The sequence below is a fragment of the Lysinibacillus alkalisoli genome, assembly GCF_014643595.1.
GTDB lineage: Bacteria > Bacillota > Bacilli > Bacillales_A > Planococcaceae > Metalysinibacillus > Metalysinibacillus alkalisoli.
Window position 1 is genome coordinate 113,046 of the sequence record NZ_BMJT01000003.1, and the last position, 16,628, is coordinate 129,673.

The window sequence follows — 16,628 nt, forward strand, 5'->3', positions numbered from 1 at the left end:
TTTTTTTGTGAAATTTTACTATTTACCAATTTAGCAAACTATTAAGAGGGAGTGGGCAGTCTAATAGTGGAAGAGGTGGTGTATTCGTGTTTAAAGAGCAAGATTTTATCCAACAATATAAAGCTATTGAAAATGATTTGTACCGTGTCGCTTATATTTATATGAAAAATGAAGCGGATACATTAGATGTGATGCAAGAAGTAGCATATAGGGCTTATAAATACAGGCATCAACTAGAGCAACCTAAGTATTTCAAAACATGGGCAACAAGAATTACAATGAATTGTGCTCATGATGCTTTACGTAAAAATGGATGTTACGTAGCAACAGAGCAAATTATAGAAACCCCAATACTTGATGATGTGTCTTCAATTGAATTAGCAGATGTAATGGAAAAATTAACACCAAAAGAAAAAGATGTCATTATATTGCGTATTTTTTATGATTATACATTCCAACAAACGGCGCATTGTTTGAATAGTAACGAAAATACGGTTAAAACTATTTATTATCGTAGCTTACGCAAGCTCAAGCAACAGTTAGAGGAGGGAGAACGATGAAGAAAGAATGGAATCGTATACATATCCCAAAATCATTAAGTCAACAAACTAAAAAAGGCATAGCAAAAGCTAAACAAGAAGAACAACGTCAAAAATTTCGCCCATTGCGTTTTGTTGGGATTGTAGCTGCTTTATTTCTCTTAATAGCAACAACGCGTATAAAACAAGTAACCGCTTATTCAGAAATCTCTAACATACCAATCATCCTTGTGATTATTATACTAGCGAGTGGCATTATTCTCTATCATATATTAGGTCATGCCTTTCAATGGTTTACAGTGCCTCTCATTTTACTTGCTGTAGCCCTTTATCTCTTTAGCATGCCCTATCGCCCTGCCTCTCCTTTACCTTTACATGCTAAGGTAATTTATACGACAAATGATGGTAAAGAAGCCAACAACACGAAAGTGGAGCTAAAAGTAGCGCAAGCATTAGGTGAGGCTAATGTAAAGCGCATTAAGGCTATCCATATTGGTCATCAAACATTAACAAAACAAGACTTTGTCTTTACCTTTACGTACGAAGCATTTCGACAAAGTGAGATACAAAAAGCCATATGGCAAAGAGATGAAAAAATCAGCATTAACCGTGCAGTGAATACATTAGCTGTAGAATGGCATAGTGGGAAAACAACACAAGTACCATTAACCATTATGTATGAGTTTCCTTCGTCTACTGAAGGGCTAATAAAACACCCTACAGAAGATCAACATTATACGTTGGCAGAAGCTACGACAATTACAGCATTCATTCCTGGTGAAGCTGTAGCCATTTCTCATTTACAAGTAGAAGGTAGTACTATAACAGCCGAACAATTACCAATTACGCTCGAAAAGGGAAGTGTGATAGAGGTAAACTTGGTGCAACAGCCAGAGGTGCATCTACAGCAACCTACGCTACCTCTAATTAAGACAACTAATAACCATTATGAAATCGTATATTTGGATGAGCACCCTATGTTAAAACAACAAAAATATGAAGAAGCTATTAAAAAATTATTACAAGGAGTGAGCGCGTAATGATGCGTTATTACATCGGAATCGTTTTGACACAACTGATCGTTAGCCCATGGATTACCACACTCCTTTTTAGTTTATATATGGTGTACGAGTTTATTAAGATAAAACGTAAAGTATTTGCTTATGTGATGTTAGGAATGCTGGTACTTACAAGTTTGTTGACGACACAAATATATGTGATTATTATCGTTGCCATGGCCTTATTTGTTGTCATTCGAGATATAGAACAAGTGCGTAAAAGCTTTATGATAGTAAATATTGCACTTGCGATTGCTTTATTGTTAGCATTTATGGGATGGCACTTTGTCTATGTTGAAAAAGTTGTTTTATTGTCAGTTTATTTTGTTCTCTTCTTTTACACCTCACCTGTAGCGAAATAGTATGTTAAAATAAAGCAAAACATTTAGTGAACTGTGAGTTGAAGTACAATGAAAACTTATGCTGTAGTCGATATTGAAACGACAGGGCATTCCTCAAAAAATGGCGACCGCATGCTACAATTTGCGGTCGTTTTTGTGCGTGACTGGCAAATTGTTCAACGTTATTCCACATTTATTCACCCAGAACGTGCCATTCCACATTTTATTCAAGATTTAACAGGTATTACAGATGTGGATATTGCAGATGCCCAGCCATTTGAAGCACATGCTCAAAAGATCTATGATTTATTACAAGATTGTGTGTTTGTAGCACATAACACAGACTTTGACTTACCCTTTTTACAGGCAGAACTCAAACGTGTAGGTTTGCCATTATGGCGTGGGCAAAAGATTGATACAGTGGAGTTGGCTAAAGTGTTGTATCCTACTGCTTTAAGCTATAAATTGGGAGACTTAGCACAAGAATTACGCATTCCACTATCACAAGCGCACCGAGCGGATGAAGATGCTGAAGCAACAGCTGAATTATTGATTGCAAGTTTTAACAAATTACAGACATTACCTTTAAATACAATTGAGCAAATGCATAAATTAAGTTTTCAATTGAAAACGAATATCGCGAGCTTGTTTTTTGAAGTATTGGCATGGAAACGTCAAAGAATATCCACTGAAGCACAACGATATTATCATGAGTTGGCTTTAAGTCAGCCAGTCATGCAACACACATCTACCAAAGAGGTGAGTTACCCTCACACAGATGATGATAAGATACAATTGATGCAGAGTCGTTGGCCTCATTTTGAAAAACGTCAAGCCCAGTTTGAAATGATGGATACGATTTACGCCACATTAACAACAAAACGAGAAGTCGTTATTGAAGCTTCTACTGGTATTGGTAAGACGGTCGGGTATTTACTTCCAGCGGTCACATATGCTTTACAACATCATAAAAAAATAGCGATTAGTGTGTATACCTCTCATTTGCTAGACCAGCTTTATACAGAGGAATTACCTAAAGTAGAACAAATGCTAGGTGTCACTATTCAAAAGGCAGTGCTTAAGGGAAAGCGACATTACATTGATTTAAAAAAAGTGCGACACCAATTAGCTTACCCAAAGCTCAATTACGACGAGACATTAACATTAATGCAAGTTCTTAATTGGCTGACGACTACAACAACAGGCGACGTCAATGAAATTAACGTAACAGGTGGTGGTCACTTAGTTATTGAAAAGTTACGTAAAGATCAAGAAAGTAAGCGTACAACACCTTTTGATTATTATCATTATGCGATTGCTCAAAGCGAACAAGCTCAAATTATTGTAACAAATCATGCGATGGTGCTAGCAGATGCGGAGCGAGAACGAGGATTATTTTCACAAGTGGATGGTTTTATTTTTGATGAGGCGCATCAAATGGTACAATCTGCTATGCAACAAGAAGCATGTATGTTAATTTATTCCGATTGGAAATATTATTTCGGGCAAATCGGTACAATAGAAGATGAGCGATTATTCTCAGCCATTGTACAAGTGAATGAAACAACACATCGGGTTTCACAACATACCATAACACAAGCAACACGTGCGTTTGAGCGCATGGTAACAAGCTTTGACCAAACATTACAACAGCTGATGCTCATTGTTAAAGCACATTGGCAGTCAACAACAGAAGATAAACAACTTGTGTTTTTAGATGAAATCACCTTGCCTACTATGCAAAATGTCGCACAGAACATGCAACATTTTATTGACCAAGCACGTGATATTAGTAGCCAATTTAGCAATGAGATTGTGCAGTTAACGGAATATGAGCAACATTTGTTATCAGAGTGGCGTTATGCAGTACAAATTATAGAAGATTTACTGTTACAATGGGATGCCATTAGCCACCCACAAAAACAACAGACAACTTGGTTAGAGGTAGACCGTCGTGGTTTATTAAATAGTCTGCGCATTATACAAAAGCCTATTGAAACAGCCCACACGATTAATCACGTAATTGCACCATTGCGTCAACAAGCAGCTTTAATATGGACATCAGGCACGATGACAGTTCCACAAAACAAAACATTTATTACAGAACAATTAGGTATTGATGATGATGTAGCTTTACATCAATTACAAGCGCCAAGTAGTTATTACAACGGCGCTCAAACTTTTATCGTATCAGACATGCCAGATATCCAAAAAGTCTCTCAACAAACGTATATTGAACATGTTGCGCATGCGATTACTTTAACAGTGAGAGCAACAAAAGGTCGTTGTTTTGTGCTTTTTACATCTCAAGATATGTTAAAGAAAACAGTGGAGTTAATTGATGAGAGCGGTTTATTACAAGACTATATGTTATTTGCGCAAGGTGTGACGTCAGGAAGTCGCATGCGTATTTTACAATCCTTCCAGAAATTTAGTCATGCTGTGTTATTTGGCACAAATAGCTTTTGGGAGGGGGTAGATGTACCAGGTGACGCATTGGCCTCTGTCATTGTTGTGCGCTTGCCATTCTCTACACCTAATGCCCCTCTTTTCAAAGCGCGCAGTGCCAAGTTAACAGCTGCAGGTAGTAATGCTTTTCAACAACTTGCCTTACCAGAAGCCATTTTGCGATTTAAGCAAGGATTTGGTCGTTTAATCCGCTCGTCACATGATAAAGGGGCTTTTATTGTGCTAGATCGTAGGATAGAAACAAAATCGTACGGGGCCTCTTTTATTAAGGCATTACCTGAAATAAAGGTGTACAAAGTATCCTTAACAGATATGGTGTTACAGTTGGAAAATTGGTATAATAAAAAAGATGAGGAGAATTAAATTTCTTCCATAAAAAATGAGGTACTGTTATGAAGAAATGGATGATTACCGTTTTAGCACTTGGTTTATCAGTCGTGCTAATCATTGGCTTTACAATCTTAATAAAAGCGAATTCACCGTTTAATAAAACAGAGAAACAAGCCGTTGCTTTAGCCGTAAAAGAGAAAGTAATAGCTGAAGTGCAAGATGCTTATGTTTACAATAGTGAACTAAGTTATATTACGGTGCGAGGTAAAGATGAAGAAGGGAACAGCAAAACGGTTTTTGTGCCTTCTAATTTTAAAGCCTCAGCAATACAAGAAGTATACAATGATGATGGCATTACAAAAAACCAAGCATTGACACAGCTTCAGGAAACAGCAAATGTGCAAAAAGTTCTACACACAAAATTAGGTTATGAAGAGCCTGGCGCCGTATGGGAAATCACGTATATTGATGCCAACAATCAGCTCAATTATATGTATTACTTATTTGAAAGCGGCGAAGAGTGGAAACGCATTTTAAATTTATAAGGAGATTGATGACTTGTGAAAAATTTATTAGCAGATCGTGTCAAAACATTAACACCATCGACAACATTAGCGATTACAGCAAAGGCGAAGGCAATGAAGGCTGAAGGCATTGATGTAATTGGTTTAGGTGCTGGAGAGCCTGATTTTAATACACCGCGTAATATTTTAGATGCAGCGATTGATTCAATGGAAAAGGGTCTTACAAAATATACGCCTGCTGGGGGATTGCCCGTATTAAAAGAAGCCATTATCAATAAATTACAGCGCGATAATAATTTAGCCTATACACCAGGAGAAGTAATGGTAGGCGTTGGGGCAAAGCATGTGCTATATACGTTATTTCAAGTCATTTTAAATAAGGGTGACGAAGTAATTATTCCCATTCCATATTGGGTATCGTATCCTGAACAAGTTAAATTAGCTGGTGGTGTACCGGTTTACGTAGAAGGTACAGCTGAGCAACAATATAAAATTACACCTGAACAATTACGTGAAGCGATTACAGACAATACAAAAGCAGTCATTATTAACTCGCCAAGTAACCCTTCAGGTATGATTTACAATCAACAAGAATTAGCAGCACTCGCAGCAGTAGCTGTTGAAAAAGACATTTTAATTGTTTCTGATGAAATATACGAGAAATTAGTGTATGGCGGCATTACGCATCATTCGATTGCGCAAGTATCACAAGAAGTGAAAGCAAGAACTATCGTAGTAAATGGTGTAGCTAAATCACACTCTATGACAGGATGGCGCATTGGATATGCAGCAGGCGATGCCGCTATTATTAAAGCCATGACGGACTTAGCTTCTCATTCAACATCAAATGCAACAACTACAGCACAATATGCAGCCGTTGAGGCATATAATGGTTCACAAGATGCTGTAGAACATATGCGTCAAGCTTTCGAAGGACGTTTAGCTACTATTTTCCCTAAAGTAGCTGCTATACCAGGCTTTAGCGTATTACAGCCACAAGGTGCTTTTTATTTATTACCAGATGTAGCTGAAGCAGCAAAACATACAGGTTATGAGTCCGTAGATGCCTTTGTGAGTGCATTATTAACAGAAGCTAAAGTAGCTGTAATTCCAGGCTCAGGCTTTGGTGCACCAAATACGATTCGTTTATCTTATGCAACGTCTCTTGAGTTGTTAGAAGAGGCAGTGCGTAGAATGGACGAATTTGTCAAAGCAAAATGGCAAAATTAATTAACGAGCAACTTAGGAGGACAACATGGAAAAAATTATGATTCAAGATATGCCTAAGCATATTGGCGAAACAGTTAAAATTGGTGCTTGGCTCGCCAATAAGCGTTCTAGTGGTAAAATTGCATTTTTACAATTGCGTGATGGCTCAGGCTTTGTACAAGGTATTGTAGTCAAAGCAGAAGCGGGCGAAGCGTTATTTGCCAAAGCAAAAGGATTAACGCAAGAAACATCTATGTATGTCGTTGGTGAGATTACTAAAGATGAGCGTTCAACTTTTGGCTGTGAATTACAAGTGAAAGAAATTGAAGTTATTCATGCGGCTGAAGATTTTCCAATCACACCAAAGGAGCATGGGACAGAGTTCTTAATGGACAATCGTCATTTATGGTTGCGCTCACGTAAACAGCATGCCATTATGAAAATCCGTAACGAAATCATCCGTGCGACATATAATTTCTTTAATGAACGTCACTTTGTTAAAGTAGACCCACCCATTTTAACAGGCTCTGCACCAGAAGGTACATCGGAGTTATTCCATACTAAATACTTTGATGAAGATGCTTATTTATCACAATCTGGTCAATTATATATGGAAGCAGCGGCGATGGCACTAGGTAAAGTATTTTCATTCGGCCCAACATTCCGTGCAGAGAAGTCTAAAACACGTCGTCATTTAATCGAGTTTTGGATGATTGAACCAGAAATGGCGTTTATCGAGCATGATGAGAGTTTAAAAGTACAAGAGGAGTACGTAGCTTATTTAGTACAAGCTGTACTAGCGAATTGTCAAGTGGAGTTAGAGCGTTTAGGGCGTGACTTAACAAAGCTTGAAAAGATTAAAGCACCATTCCCACGTATTTCCTATGATGAAGCTATTGAATTTTTACATGAAAAGGGCTTTGATGATATTACATGGGGCGATGACTTTGGTGCGCCACATGAAACTGCGATAGCGGAACATTATGATATGCCTGTGTTCATTACATGTTATCCTGTAGGTATCAAACCATTTTATATGCAACCACATCCAGACCGTGATGATGTTGTATTATGTGCCGATTTAATTGCGCCAGAAGGTTATGGCGAGATTATCGGTGGCTCAGAACGTATTCATGATTATGATTTATTAAAACAACGATTAGCAGAACATAAATTAGATGAAGAAGCATACGCTTGGTATTTAGATTTGCGCAAGCAAGGTTCCGTACCACATTCTGGTTTCGGGCTTGGTTTAGAGCGTACAGTAGCATGGATTAGTGGTGCAGAACACGTACGTGAATGTATTCCATTCCCACGTTTGTTAAATCGTCTATATCCATAAACGCATCATAAAAGGGTGTCTAAAGGCGTTAGCTTTTAGCATCCTTTTGTTATTAAAGGAGTAGATATTATGACAAATGAAACAACATTTCGTATTTGGTTGGAGCAGCGTCAAGTACTGATCCCACAATTATTGTTTCAACACTATAAAGCATTAAAATTAGATGATGAGGAAGCATTAATAATTATGCATTTGATTGCTTTTCAAACAGAGGGCAATAGTTTTCCAACACCACAAGAGTTAACATTACGCTCTACATTGTCCACTAATCATATTTCCACATTATTACAACGATTAATGCAAAAAGGTATGCTAGAAATTGTGCAAACAAAAGATGATAGCGGGATTTTATATGAGAGTTTTTCGTTATATCCTTTATGGGAGCGTTTAACGAGTCAAATGCAGTTAGAAACCTTTAATATTGTAGAGCAAGCGCAACAAAATGAAGCAGGATTATTATTCCAAGCATTTGAAGATGAGTTTGGTCGTACATTTTCACCGCTAGAAATTGAAAAGATTACAAAATGGCTACAAGAAGACCAGTTCTCGCCAGAGCTTGTAAAAGAGGCTTTAAGAGAGGCTGTGTTAGCAAGTAAACTAAGCTTTAACTATATTGATGCTATTTTGCGTAATTGGTCAAGTAAAAAGCTAACTTCTATACAAGGTGTAAGACAAGAAGCTGCTCAATTTAGACAGCATACAATGCCACCTGCTGAAGTAGAGTTAAAACCATTAACAGACGATGAAGAACCATTTTACAATTGGTTGGAGGAGAGAGAGTAGGAGGGTGAATTTTGTTAACATTAAAGCAATGGCAAACCTGTAGAGACGAGATGGACCGCATGTTTCCGAACGCACATTGTGAACTTGTCCATGATAATCCTTTTGAGTTAACGATTGCTACATTGTTATCAGCACAATGTACAGATGCATTAGTTAATCGCGTTACAAAAGATTTGTTTCAAAAATATAAGACACCAGAGGACTATTTAGCAGTGCCAATTGAAGAGTTACAACAAGATATTCGTTCGATTGGATTGTACCGCAATAAGGCTAAAAATATTCAGGCACTTAGTCAAAAGATCCTTGATGATTTTGATGGTGAAGTCCCGAGCACTAGAGAAGGGCTAGAGAGCTTGCCTGGTGTAGGTAGAAAGACTGCTAATGTGGTGTTATCGGTAGCTTTTGGTGTACCTGCTTTAGCCGTGGATACACATGTGGAGCGCGTCTCAAAACGTTTAGGTATGTGTCGCTGGAAAGACAGCGTCATGCAGGTAGAAGAAACATTGATGAAAAAAACACCTATTGACGAGTGGTCTAAAACGCATCATCAACTCATTTTCTTTGGGCGCTACCACTGTAAAGCACAAAATCCTGGCTGTGGCGCATGTCCTTTATTCCACCTGTGTAGAGAAGGACAAAAGCGAGCAAGGAAGGGGCTAGTGAAATGAATGTTGACCAACTAGCTGTTAATGAATGGTTTGCGGAGTGGGAACAATTGCAACAAACGATCCACACACTGCATCAAGAGCGCGATGCAAATGTTGTTGTTCATATGAGGAAGGCAATTGCGCTTTTTGAAAACTTTGTGACAGATGAAAATTTAATGCCAACAAATGGACAAGAGCGTCTAACCTTTGTTAAATCAAGGCCGGCTCAGTATGCTTGCTACCGACAACTAGACGAATTATTTAAAGAAACGAAGAAAAGAGCAGCTCGTTTGCGCATTCAACAAAAAAAGTAGTTTGAATTCGAATCATATTAGTTTACGATTGTGTAAGAAGTTACTATAATCGAATTTGTACTGTAATAAAGGGAGGCATTTACCAGTGAAAAAATTAGCCATCGTTGGCGGCGTTATCGTCGTTTTATTCATTGCCATCATTGCACTAACTAAAATGGCAAATAACGATAAAGTAAGTAATTACAATCCTTATACGGATAAAAAAGTAGAAGAATTACAACAACCTACAATTGATTTATTAACAGATGAAAATTATCAAAAAGTAATGTTACCTAAAGATTTAGAAGAGAAAATTAAGAGTGGCGATGCCGTTAATGCTTATTTCTTTAGCCCAACATGTTCGCATTGTCGTGCATTAACACCAAAATTAATGCCCATTTTAGATGATATGGGTATTGAAGTGGCTCAAATTAATTTACTTGAATACGATGAGTGGGATCAATACAATATTACAGCAACGCCAACATTTATTCATTTTGAAGGCGGAGCAGAGGTTGAACGCTTTGAAGGGAATTTACCTGAAGAAGATTTAAAAGCGTTTTTAAAACCATATGCTAAATAAGTGATACAGATGAGATAGTAAAGGGAGTGTCAATTTTCCCTTTACTTTTTTTATCGTTATTTTTTTGTCGTGTTGGTGCTTATCTATGTTTGTGTGATAGGTTTATTCATCCATAACTTTTCTTGATTATGCGATTCACGTTGAAGCGATAATCGAGAGTCGCTATACTATAAAGATAATAAGGGAGAGATGTTTATGTTTGAAATGGATCATTTATTTTTTGAAGGGAAAATAAAAGCTACGTTACTTACAGCCGAGAAAATACTTGTTAAAAAAGATGTTACTACAGATGAACTTGAACGCGCAAAAAAGTATTGTAAATTGTTAACACCCTATCAATTATCACAATACCCTACACTTACACCACCATTAGTGGCACCAAGTATTGAAAGAGCGGATGAAACATATGAAGAACTAGACGAAGTAAAAACGATTCGTGCTATTAAAGATGAAGATGCATTTCAGCAACGTATTCAACAATTAGAAGCACAGGCTACAACAAGTAACGCTGCGACTCGTGCACAGAGCTTGATGGTACAGGCACAATTATTCTTATTAGCACACCATTATAACGAAGCCGTACATTGCTTTAAAGAAGCCATTAAAGCTAACCCAAATCATGATTTATATTGGGGGTTGGCAGGTCAAACGATGCACCGCTTTGGTTGGACGCCATTTGATGCGCTTAGCTACTTAGAACAAGCGGTGTTATTAAATCCGACGAATGCAAGATGGCAATGGAACCAAGCACTCGTCTTATTACAGCTAGCTAAAGATTTGCAAGAACCAGCATTTTTAGCGAATGCTTCTTTACTATTAGAGGATGCCATTATGCAATGTGCATCTCATCAAGCCTCTTTACAACAAGCAATTCAATCGACGTATGATGAAATGGACAATTATATATTTTCTTGAAAAAAGCTATTTTTCGTATGATTTTCATGCGGAAAATAGCTTTTATTGTTATTTGTGTCTAAGTTGTGAACGAGAACTATGTTGAAAGCGCTAACAAAATATGTGAAAAAATCACAAGATTGACTTCACTTAGATGAAGTTCTATAATTTTCAGAATATAAAGGCATCTTAGAGCAAATAATTAGTAGAGTTAGGGGAATGATGAGATGAGTGTAATGGAGAAAGCAGTTCAAATGCATAAGGAGTACCAAGGAAAGGTGGCAATCCATTCAAAAGTGCCAATGCGTGATGCGTACGATTTAAGCTTGGCATACTCGCCAGGAGTGGCACAGCCATGTATTGAGATAGAACAAAACCGTTCAAAAGTATATGACTACACCATGAAAGGGAATATGGTGGGCATTGTTACAGATGGTACAGCTGTATTAGGTTTAGGCGATATTGGGCCAGAGGCTGCGCTACCTGTTATGGAAGGAAAGGCTATTTTATTAAAACATTTTGCCGATGTAGATGCTTTTCCGATTTGTTTAGATACAAAAGATGTCGATGAAATTGTAGAGACAGTAAAACGTATTGCCCCAACATTTGGTGGTATTAACTTAGAAGATATTTCAGCGCCACGCTGCTTTGAGATTGAAGACCGATTGCGTCAAGAGTGTGGGATTCCTGTCTTTCATGATGATCAACATGGCACAGCTATTGTAGTAGGTGCGGGCTTAATTAATGCTAATAAAATTGTCAAAAAAGATGTAGCAAGCATGAAGGTAGTAATTAATGGTGCAGGTGCAGCAGGCATTGCTATTTTACGTATATTAGTGCAAATGGGGTACGAGAATATTATTATGTGTGATACAAAGGGGATTATTTATGAAGGTCGTGTAGAAGGCATGAATCCCATTAAAGAAACGATTGCTAAAATTTCTAATCCTAAGCGTCTTGTTGGCGATTTAAGTGATGCCATTCGTGATAGTGATGTGTTTATTGGTGTTTCTGTTGCTAATTTATTAACAAAAGAGCATATTGCATCCATGAAAGAAAACCCAATTGTTTTCGCCATGGCAAATCCCAATCCAGAAATCACTTATGAAAATGCTAAGGAATGGGGTGTGCGTATTATTGGTACAGGGCGTTCCGATTATCCTAACCAAGTGAATAATATGCTGGCTTTCCCTGGTATTTTTAGAGGGGCATTAGATGTACGTGCTACAGATATTAACGAAGCAATGAAGCTCGCTGCTGTAGAAGCAATTGCTAGTTTAGTGCCAGAGGATGAGTTATGTGAGGAGTATGTCATTCCAAAATCATTTGATATGCGTGTGGCTGAAGAAGTAGCAAAAGCAGTAGGGAGTGCTGCGATTGAAACAGGTGTTTCTAAGCTGTTTGCTCAACCAATTTCACTGTAATTTTAATGAATAATCATGCTATGATAAGTTTACATGAAGGATAAGGAAGTGGCATGATGGAACAAACGAAGCAGAAAGTAAACAAATGGATTGAACAAACCTTTTATCAAATGGTGAATGGTATTGACATTGCGCACTTTGAACAACATATTCAACAAGCCATCCACATGAAAAGGGCGCAATCTACAACCTCCAATTACTTGGATGATGTCATGATGAATTTAACGTATTATGAGCAAAATAACGCACAGTGGTATGCTCTATTTGAACAAATGTTAGCCAATCAAGTACCGTTTACGACGGATTTTATGGAAGCGGAATTATTGATGGCACAAATGCAAATTCGTCAACAAATGACAGAACAGCGTGCCGCCTTATTGCAATTATTTACAGAGGCTTATACTACACAAAATCTTACAGAAAATATCATCTTGTATGATTATGCCTACGCTATGATTGCTCATGGACTGCGGATCGATTTTTTAACAATGGCAACGAAGCACCCACAAAAAGAACTATTAACTACAGTAAATGCAGAAGAAACTTTGCGCATTATAGATGGTTATGTGAATTATCATGCAGATCAAATCGCACGTCAATTAACACTAGTGTAAGACGAAAGAAGGAGGCAAAAGACGCTTCCTTCTTTTTTGCTCTATGCTACAATAGATTTACTTATAATCATAAAAGGAGATTTTTAATGAATACACCATTTACATTTACACACACTACCATCCAGGCTACAGCGCAACCTATGCCTGCCATTGTGTTATTACATGGTATGGGTAGCAATGAACAAGATTTACAACAGCTATTACAAGGGTTATCATTACCTGCACATGTATTTGCTATTAGAGGTCCCATTTCACACCCACCAGGTTATGCTTTCTTCCAAATTGGTGAAGAAGAACAACCCGTACGACAAACTTTTGATAAAGTAATTGTCGCATTACAACAGTTTATAGAAGAAATTGTTAAACATTACAATGTGGACCCATCGCGCATTTTACTAGTAGGCTTTAATCAAGGCGCAGTGATAGCACAAACCGCAGCTTTAACAGTAGGTGATAAGATTGCAGGATTTGCAGCGCTAAGTGGATTTTTACCACGCTTTGTTAAAGAAGAATATGTAAAAAAGGATGTATCGCACATTAAAGGCTTTATTTCACACGGGCAATATGATTACATTTATCCTTATGCTTTGGGGCAACAAAGCGCTAATTTATTTGAAGCATATGAGGCTAGTGTTGTATTCAAGTCATATGCAGATGGGCATGGGGTAACTGCCGAGAATCGCCAAGATTTACAACAGTTTATTCAAGAGGTATTGGTGTAAGTACGAAAATTCACAAATTGCACACATCGTTTTCACATGTATTACGGTAAAGTATTCATTTTATTACTGTGCAATGTTATCATTATAGGCGTACGCTTTTCTAATCCAATACACATATAAAATAGCAGATTTTTGCTTGTTATTTTTTTATGGAATGCCGAAAAGAGTAGAATAGAGGGGGCAGTTTACTGCTTTGGAAGGTTGGATTGATGAAAACATATGGAGAAGGAACTAGATATGAAGCATAATGAGAAAATCGCAAATGATGCGAGTAATGTGTCGATCGAAACAACATTACAGCCGTCACTGTCTCAAGTGCTTGCTCAAACAGTAAAAACTGGCATCATAAAATCAAATCTTATCCCAATGTGGGCAGGTTTGGCGTTAGCTCTGTACAAAACGCAATCTGGCTTACTGGACTATGCATGGGCTATATTATTAGCAACATTAGGCTCTGCATGTGTGATTGGTGCAGCAGGTGCTTTCAATAATGTGTATGATCGTGATATTGATGCGATTATGCCAAGAACAAAAGAAAGACCAACAGTTACAGGGAAAATGACTGTTAAAAACACAATGGCTTTAGGTATTATATTATTAATTATAGGGTTAGTTGCCCTCTTTTTCGCATCACCATTAGCGGCTTTATTAGGCGCATTAGGTGTGTTTTTATATGTGTTCCCTTATACAATGTGGTCAAAGCGTTATACTATTTACAATACAGAGATTGGGAGTTTATCAGGTGCTGTACCGCCACTGATCGGTTGGGCAGTCGTATCATCAGATTTAACACACCCAGCCATTTTAGGTTTATTTGGTGTAATGGTGATTTGGCAAATGCCACACTTTTATGCCATCGCTATTCGTAAACATGCGGACTATGAAGCCGCACGTATTCCTATGTTACCTGTAGCAAAAGGTTTAAAACGCACCTATTACCAAACAAACTTTTATTTAATTATTTTAATTTTATTAAGTTTCCTATTTGGCTCATTAAGCGTAGGTATTATGTTAGTGGCGCTTATTTTAAGTATTGCGTGGCTCGTTATGAGTATTTATGGCTACCATAAGAGTCAGGATCAAGTTAAGTGGGCGACTAAAATGTTTGTCTTTTCACTCATGCACATGACGATTCTCTTTTCGACAATTATCATTTATTGTGTAGTAGGTGTCGTTTTTAAATTATATTAATATGTCGTAAAGCCACTGGAGGAATAGCATCCAGTGGCTTTTTTGCATCAAAAAACGTGGCAAGTATAAGTTTGCCACGTTCATTATTATTTATCTTCTTTTTTCTTGTCTTCAAATTTTTGGCTAAGATCATCCATTTTTTCAGAGATGACTTCTTTCGCTTCAGCCATCTTTTCTTGTGCAGCACCTTTTAATTTATCAAAAGTACCGCTTGCTTGTGTTTCCACATCACCAGTAGCTTTGCCGTACTGTTCTTTCGCTTCGCCTTTTACTTCGTTACCTTTAGCTTTTAAGTTATCTGTAAATTTGTTTGACATACAGAACAACCTCCTTTGTAATTTAAGCTTAGTACTTTTATTCCCAAGGTGAAACAAAAATAAACATCAGACGTAGCATTTTTTATTTTTAAACGATAGTTTGTGTTTTACGAGATGGGCGATTTACCAAGGCACCAATCCACATAATACACACACCTACAAATACCATAATACCTGCAAACCATAACGCTGCATTGTAGCTATTATAATGTGAGGCAAATTTACTCGCGCCAAGTGGTCCTATAATTTGGCCAAATGCATAGAAGGTCGTTAGGATTGATACAACGGGCCCGCTTCTAGTAGGAAATAATTGACGAGCATATGCGGTTGACATCGTCACGATCCCAACAAAAGTCATACCAAATAAAAAGGCAGATAGCAGTACACTCCCTATAGATTGTGAGAATACAGGTAATAATATCCCGAACACTTGTAATATGTAAGCGATAGATAGCACTTTAATAGGCGAGTATTTTGTAATGAGCATACTCCAAATCGGTGCTGACGGAACAGCTGCAATACCAGCTATCACCCAACTCAGTGATGAGTAAGCTTGTAAAGCAGGGATATTGTGAATGATATCAACTAAAAAAGTCCCTGTAATAATATAACCTAATCCTTCTAATCCGTAAGCTGCAATAAACCAAGGCATAAAACCTTTCGTCAGCTTTGGTGTATGAGCGTCTTGTTTCTTAGGTGATTTAGTTAAGTCTGTTACATGTAGTTTTCGCCATAAAAACCCTGTAACCAAAATAAAGAATAAAGATAAGGCCCCAAGCCCAAGCCACGTACCTTTCCACGTATAAGCAGCCTCTAAATAGGGCACTAAAAGACCTGAAATAGCAATGCCAAGTCCGATGCCGCTAAATAAATAACCAGACCAGCTAGATAAGGCATGTCTTGCTAGATAGTCCATGACAATACTTGATGTTAAAACAAATACTAAGCCTCCTGTCACCCCTGCCACAAAGCGTAGTATCAACCACAACGAATAACTATCTGTTATACCCATCCAAACGACAGACCCTACATTGATGAAGGCTGCTATTAATAGCCAGCCTTTTCGCTTTTGTATAATAAAGCCTGCCCACAATGCACCAACAAAATACCCAATATAATTACTTGACGCTAAATAACTAGCTACTTCAACAGAGAAGCCCACGTCATGGCGCATAAAAGGGAGTATTGGTGTAAAGGCGAAGCGACTAATGCCCATCGCTACTACAAGTAGCAGTACCCCACCAAAAATAATACCCACATGATCTTTTTTCATATTTTTACCCCTTTGTTATTGTTAAAAAATATTTTATTTCTTAATCATAGAGGTAATATTCGGAAAATTCAATAA

General features: G+C 37.6%; 18 protein-coding genes. 16 read left to right on the plus strand and 2 right to left on the minus strand.

Annotation, left to right across the window (positions count from 1 at the left end):
* Window positions 1-86 precede the first annotated feature (86 nt).
* The 16 genes from IEW44_RS04985 (at window position 87) to cyoE (ending at window position 14,963) form a co-directional block, all read left to right on the plus strand.
* Window positions 87-560 (plus strand): RNA polymerase sigma factor, encoded by a 474-nt coding sequence (locus tag IEW44_RS04985; protein ID WP_188613940.1) that lies wholly within the window; start codon window positions 87-89, stop codon window positions 558-560.
* On the plus strand, window positions 557-1,579 hold the full coding sequence (locus IEW44_RS04990) for a hypothetical protein (protein WP_188613941.1): 1,023 nt from the start codon (window positions 557-559) through the stop codon (window positions 1,577-1,579). Before IEW44_RS04985 ends, IEW44_RS04990 begins: the two co-directional genes overlap by 4 nt.
* Complete coding sequence (locus tag IEW44_RS04995) at window positions 1,579-1,959, plus strand: hypothetical protein (RefSeq protein ID WP_188613942.1); 381 nt, start codon at window positions 1,579-1,581, stop codon at window positions 1,957-1,959. Before IEW44_RS04990 ends, IEW44_RS04995 begins: the two co-directional genes overlap by 1 nt.
* 48 nt (window positions 1,960-2,007) lie before the next feature.
* Window positions 2,008-4,770 (plus strand): ATP-dependent DNA helicase DinG, encoded by a 2,763-nt coding sequence (gene dinG, locus IEW44_RS05000; protein WP_188613943.1) that lies wholly within the window; start codon window positions 2,008-2,010, stop codon window positions 4,768-4,770.
* 29 nt (window positions 4,771-4,799) lie between these two features.
* Window positions 4,800-5,282 carry a cell wall elongation regulator TseB-like domain-containing protein gene (locus IEW44_RS05005; protein ID WP_188613944.1) on the plus strand — a complete coding sequence of 161 codons (483 nt, stop codon included), beginning with the start codon at window positions 4,800-4,802 and terminating at the stop codon, window positions 5,280-5,282.
* A 15-nt stretch (window positions 5,283-5,297) separates the two neighbouring features.
* A complete protein-coding gene (locus IEW44_RS05010) occupies window positions 5,298-6,491 on the plus strand; it encodes a pyridoxal phosphate-dependent aminotransferase (RefSeq protein ID WP_188613945.1) in 1,194 nt (397 codons plus the stop codon).
* Window positions 6,492-6,516: 25 nt separating this feature from the next.
* Window positions 6,517-7,812, plus strand: a complete 1,296-nt coding sequence (asnS, locus tag IEW44_RS05015) for an asparagine--tRNA ligase (RefSeq protein WP_188613946.1) — start codon at window positions 6,517-6,519, stop codon at window positions 7,810-7,812.
* A 69-nt stretch (window positions 7,813-7,881) separates the two neighbouring features.
* Window positions 7,882-8,595: a DnaD domain-containing protein gene (locus tag IEW44_RS05020; protein WP_188613947.1), complete on the plus strand. Its 714-nt coding sequence runs from the start codon at window positions 7,882-7,884 to the stop codon at window positions 8,593-8,595.
* A gap of 11 nt (window positions 8,596-8,606) precedes the next feature.
* Window positions 8,607-9,263, plus strand: a complete 657-nt coding sequence (nth, locus tag IEW44_RS05025) for an endonuclease III (protein WP_188613948.1) — start codon at window positions 8,607-8,609, stop codon at window positions 9,261-9,263.
* A complete protein-coding gene (locus IEW44_RS05030) occupies window positions 9,260-9,556 on the plus strand; it encodes a YpoC family protein (RefSeq protein WP_188613949.1) in 297 nt (98 codons plus the stop codon). The genes nth and IEW44_RS05030 overlap by 4 nt, the downstream gene beginning before the upstream one ends.
* 85 nt (window positions 9,557-9,641) lie before the next feature.
* The gene (locus IEW44_RS05035) at window positions 9,642-10,118 is read left to right on the plus strand and encodes a thioredoxin family protein (RefSeq protein ID WP_188613950.1); all 477 of its coding nucleotides are present in this window, start codon (window positions 9,642-9,644) and stop codon (window positions 10,116-10,118) included.
* Window positions 10,119-10,313: 195 nt separating this feature from the next.
* On the plus strand, window positions 10,314-11,033 hold the full coding sequence (locus IEW44_RS05040) for a tetratricopeptide repeat protein (protein ID WP_188613951.1): 720 nt from the start codon (window positions 10,314-10,316) through the stop codon (window positions 11,031-11,033).
* 206 nt (window positions 11,034-11,239) lie between these two features.
* Window positions 11,240-12,436, plus strand: a complete 1,197-nt coding sequence (locus IEW44_RS05045) for an NAD(P)-dependent malic enzyme (protein WP_188613952.1) — start codon at window positions 11,240-11,242, stop codon at window positions 12,434-12,436.
* 56 nt (window positions 12,437-12,492) lie between these two features.
* Window positions 12,493-13,050, plus strand: coding sequence for a hypothetical protein (locus tag IEW44_RS05050; protein ID WP_188613953.1), 558 nt, complete (start codon window positions 12,493-12,495; stop codon window positions 13,048-13,050).
* A gap of 86 nt (window positions 13,051-13,136) precedes the next feature.
* A complete protein-coding gene (locus IEW44_RS05055; protein WP_188613954.1) occupies window positions 13,137-13,772 on the plus strand; it encodes an alpha/beta hydrolase in 636 nt (211 codons plus the stop codon).
* Between the two features lie 237 nt (window positions 13,773-14,009).
* Window positions 14,010-14,963, plus strand: coding sequence for a heme o synthase (cyoE, locus tag IEW44_RS05060; RefSeq protein ID WP_188613955.1), 954 nt, complete (start codon window positions 14,010-14,012; stop codon window positions 14,961-14,963).
* A gap of 86 nt (window positions 14,964-15,049) precedes the next feature.
* Here the strand turns inward: cyoE and IEW44_RS05065 are convergent, their stop codons facing one another.
* Both IEW44_RS05065 and IEW44_RS05070 read right to left on the minus strand, forming a co-directional pair.
* Entirely contained in the window at window positions 15,050-15,280 is a 231-nt protein-coding gene (locus tag IEW44_RS05065) for a CsbD family protein (protein ID WP_188613956.1), read from the minus strand.
* Window positions 15,281-15,368: 88 nt separating this feature from the next.
* Window positions 15,369-16,553 (minus strand): YbfB/YjiJ family MFS transporter, encoded by a 1,185-nt coding sequence (locus IEW44_RS05070; RefSeq protein WP_188613957.1) that lies wholly within the window; start codon window positions 16,551-16,553, stop codon window positions 15,369-15,371.
* Between the last annotated feature and the right edge of the window lie 75 nt (window positions 16,554-16,628).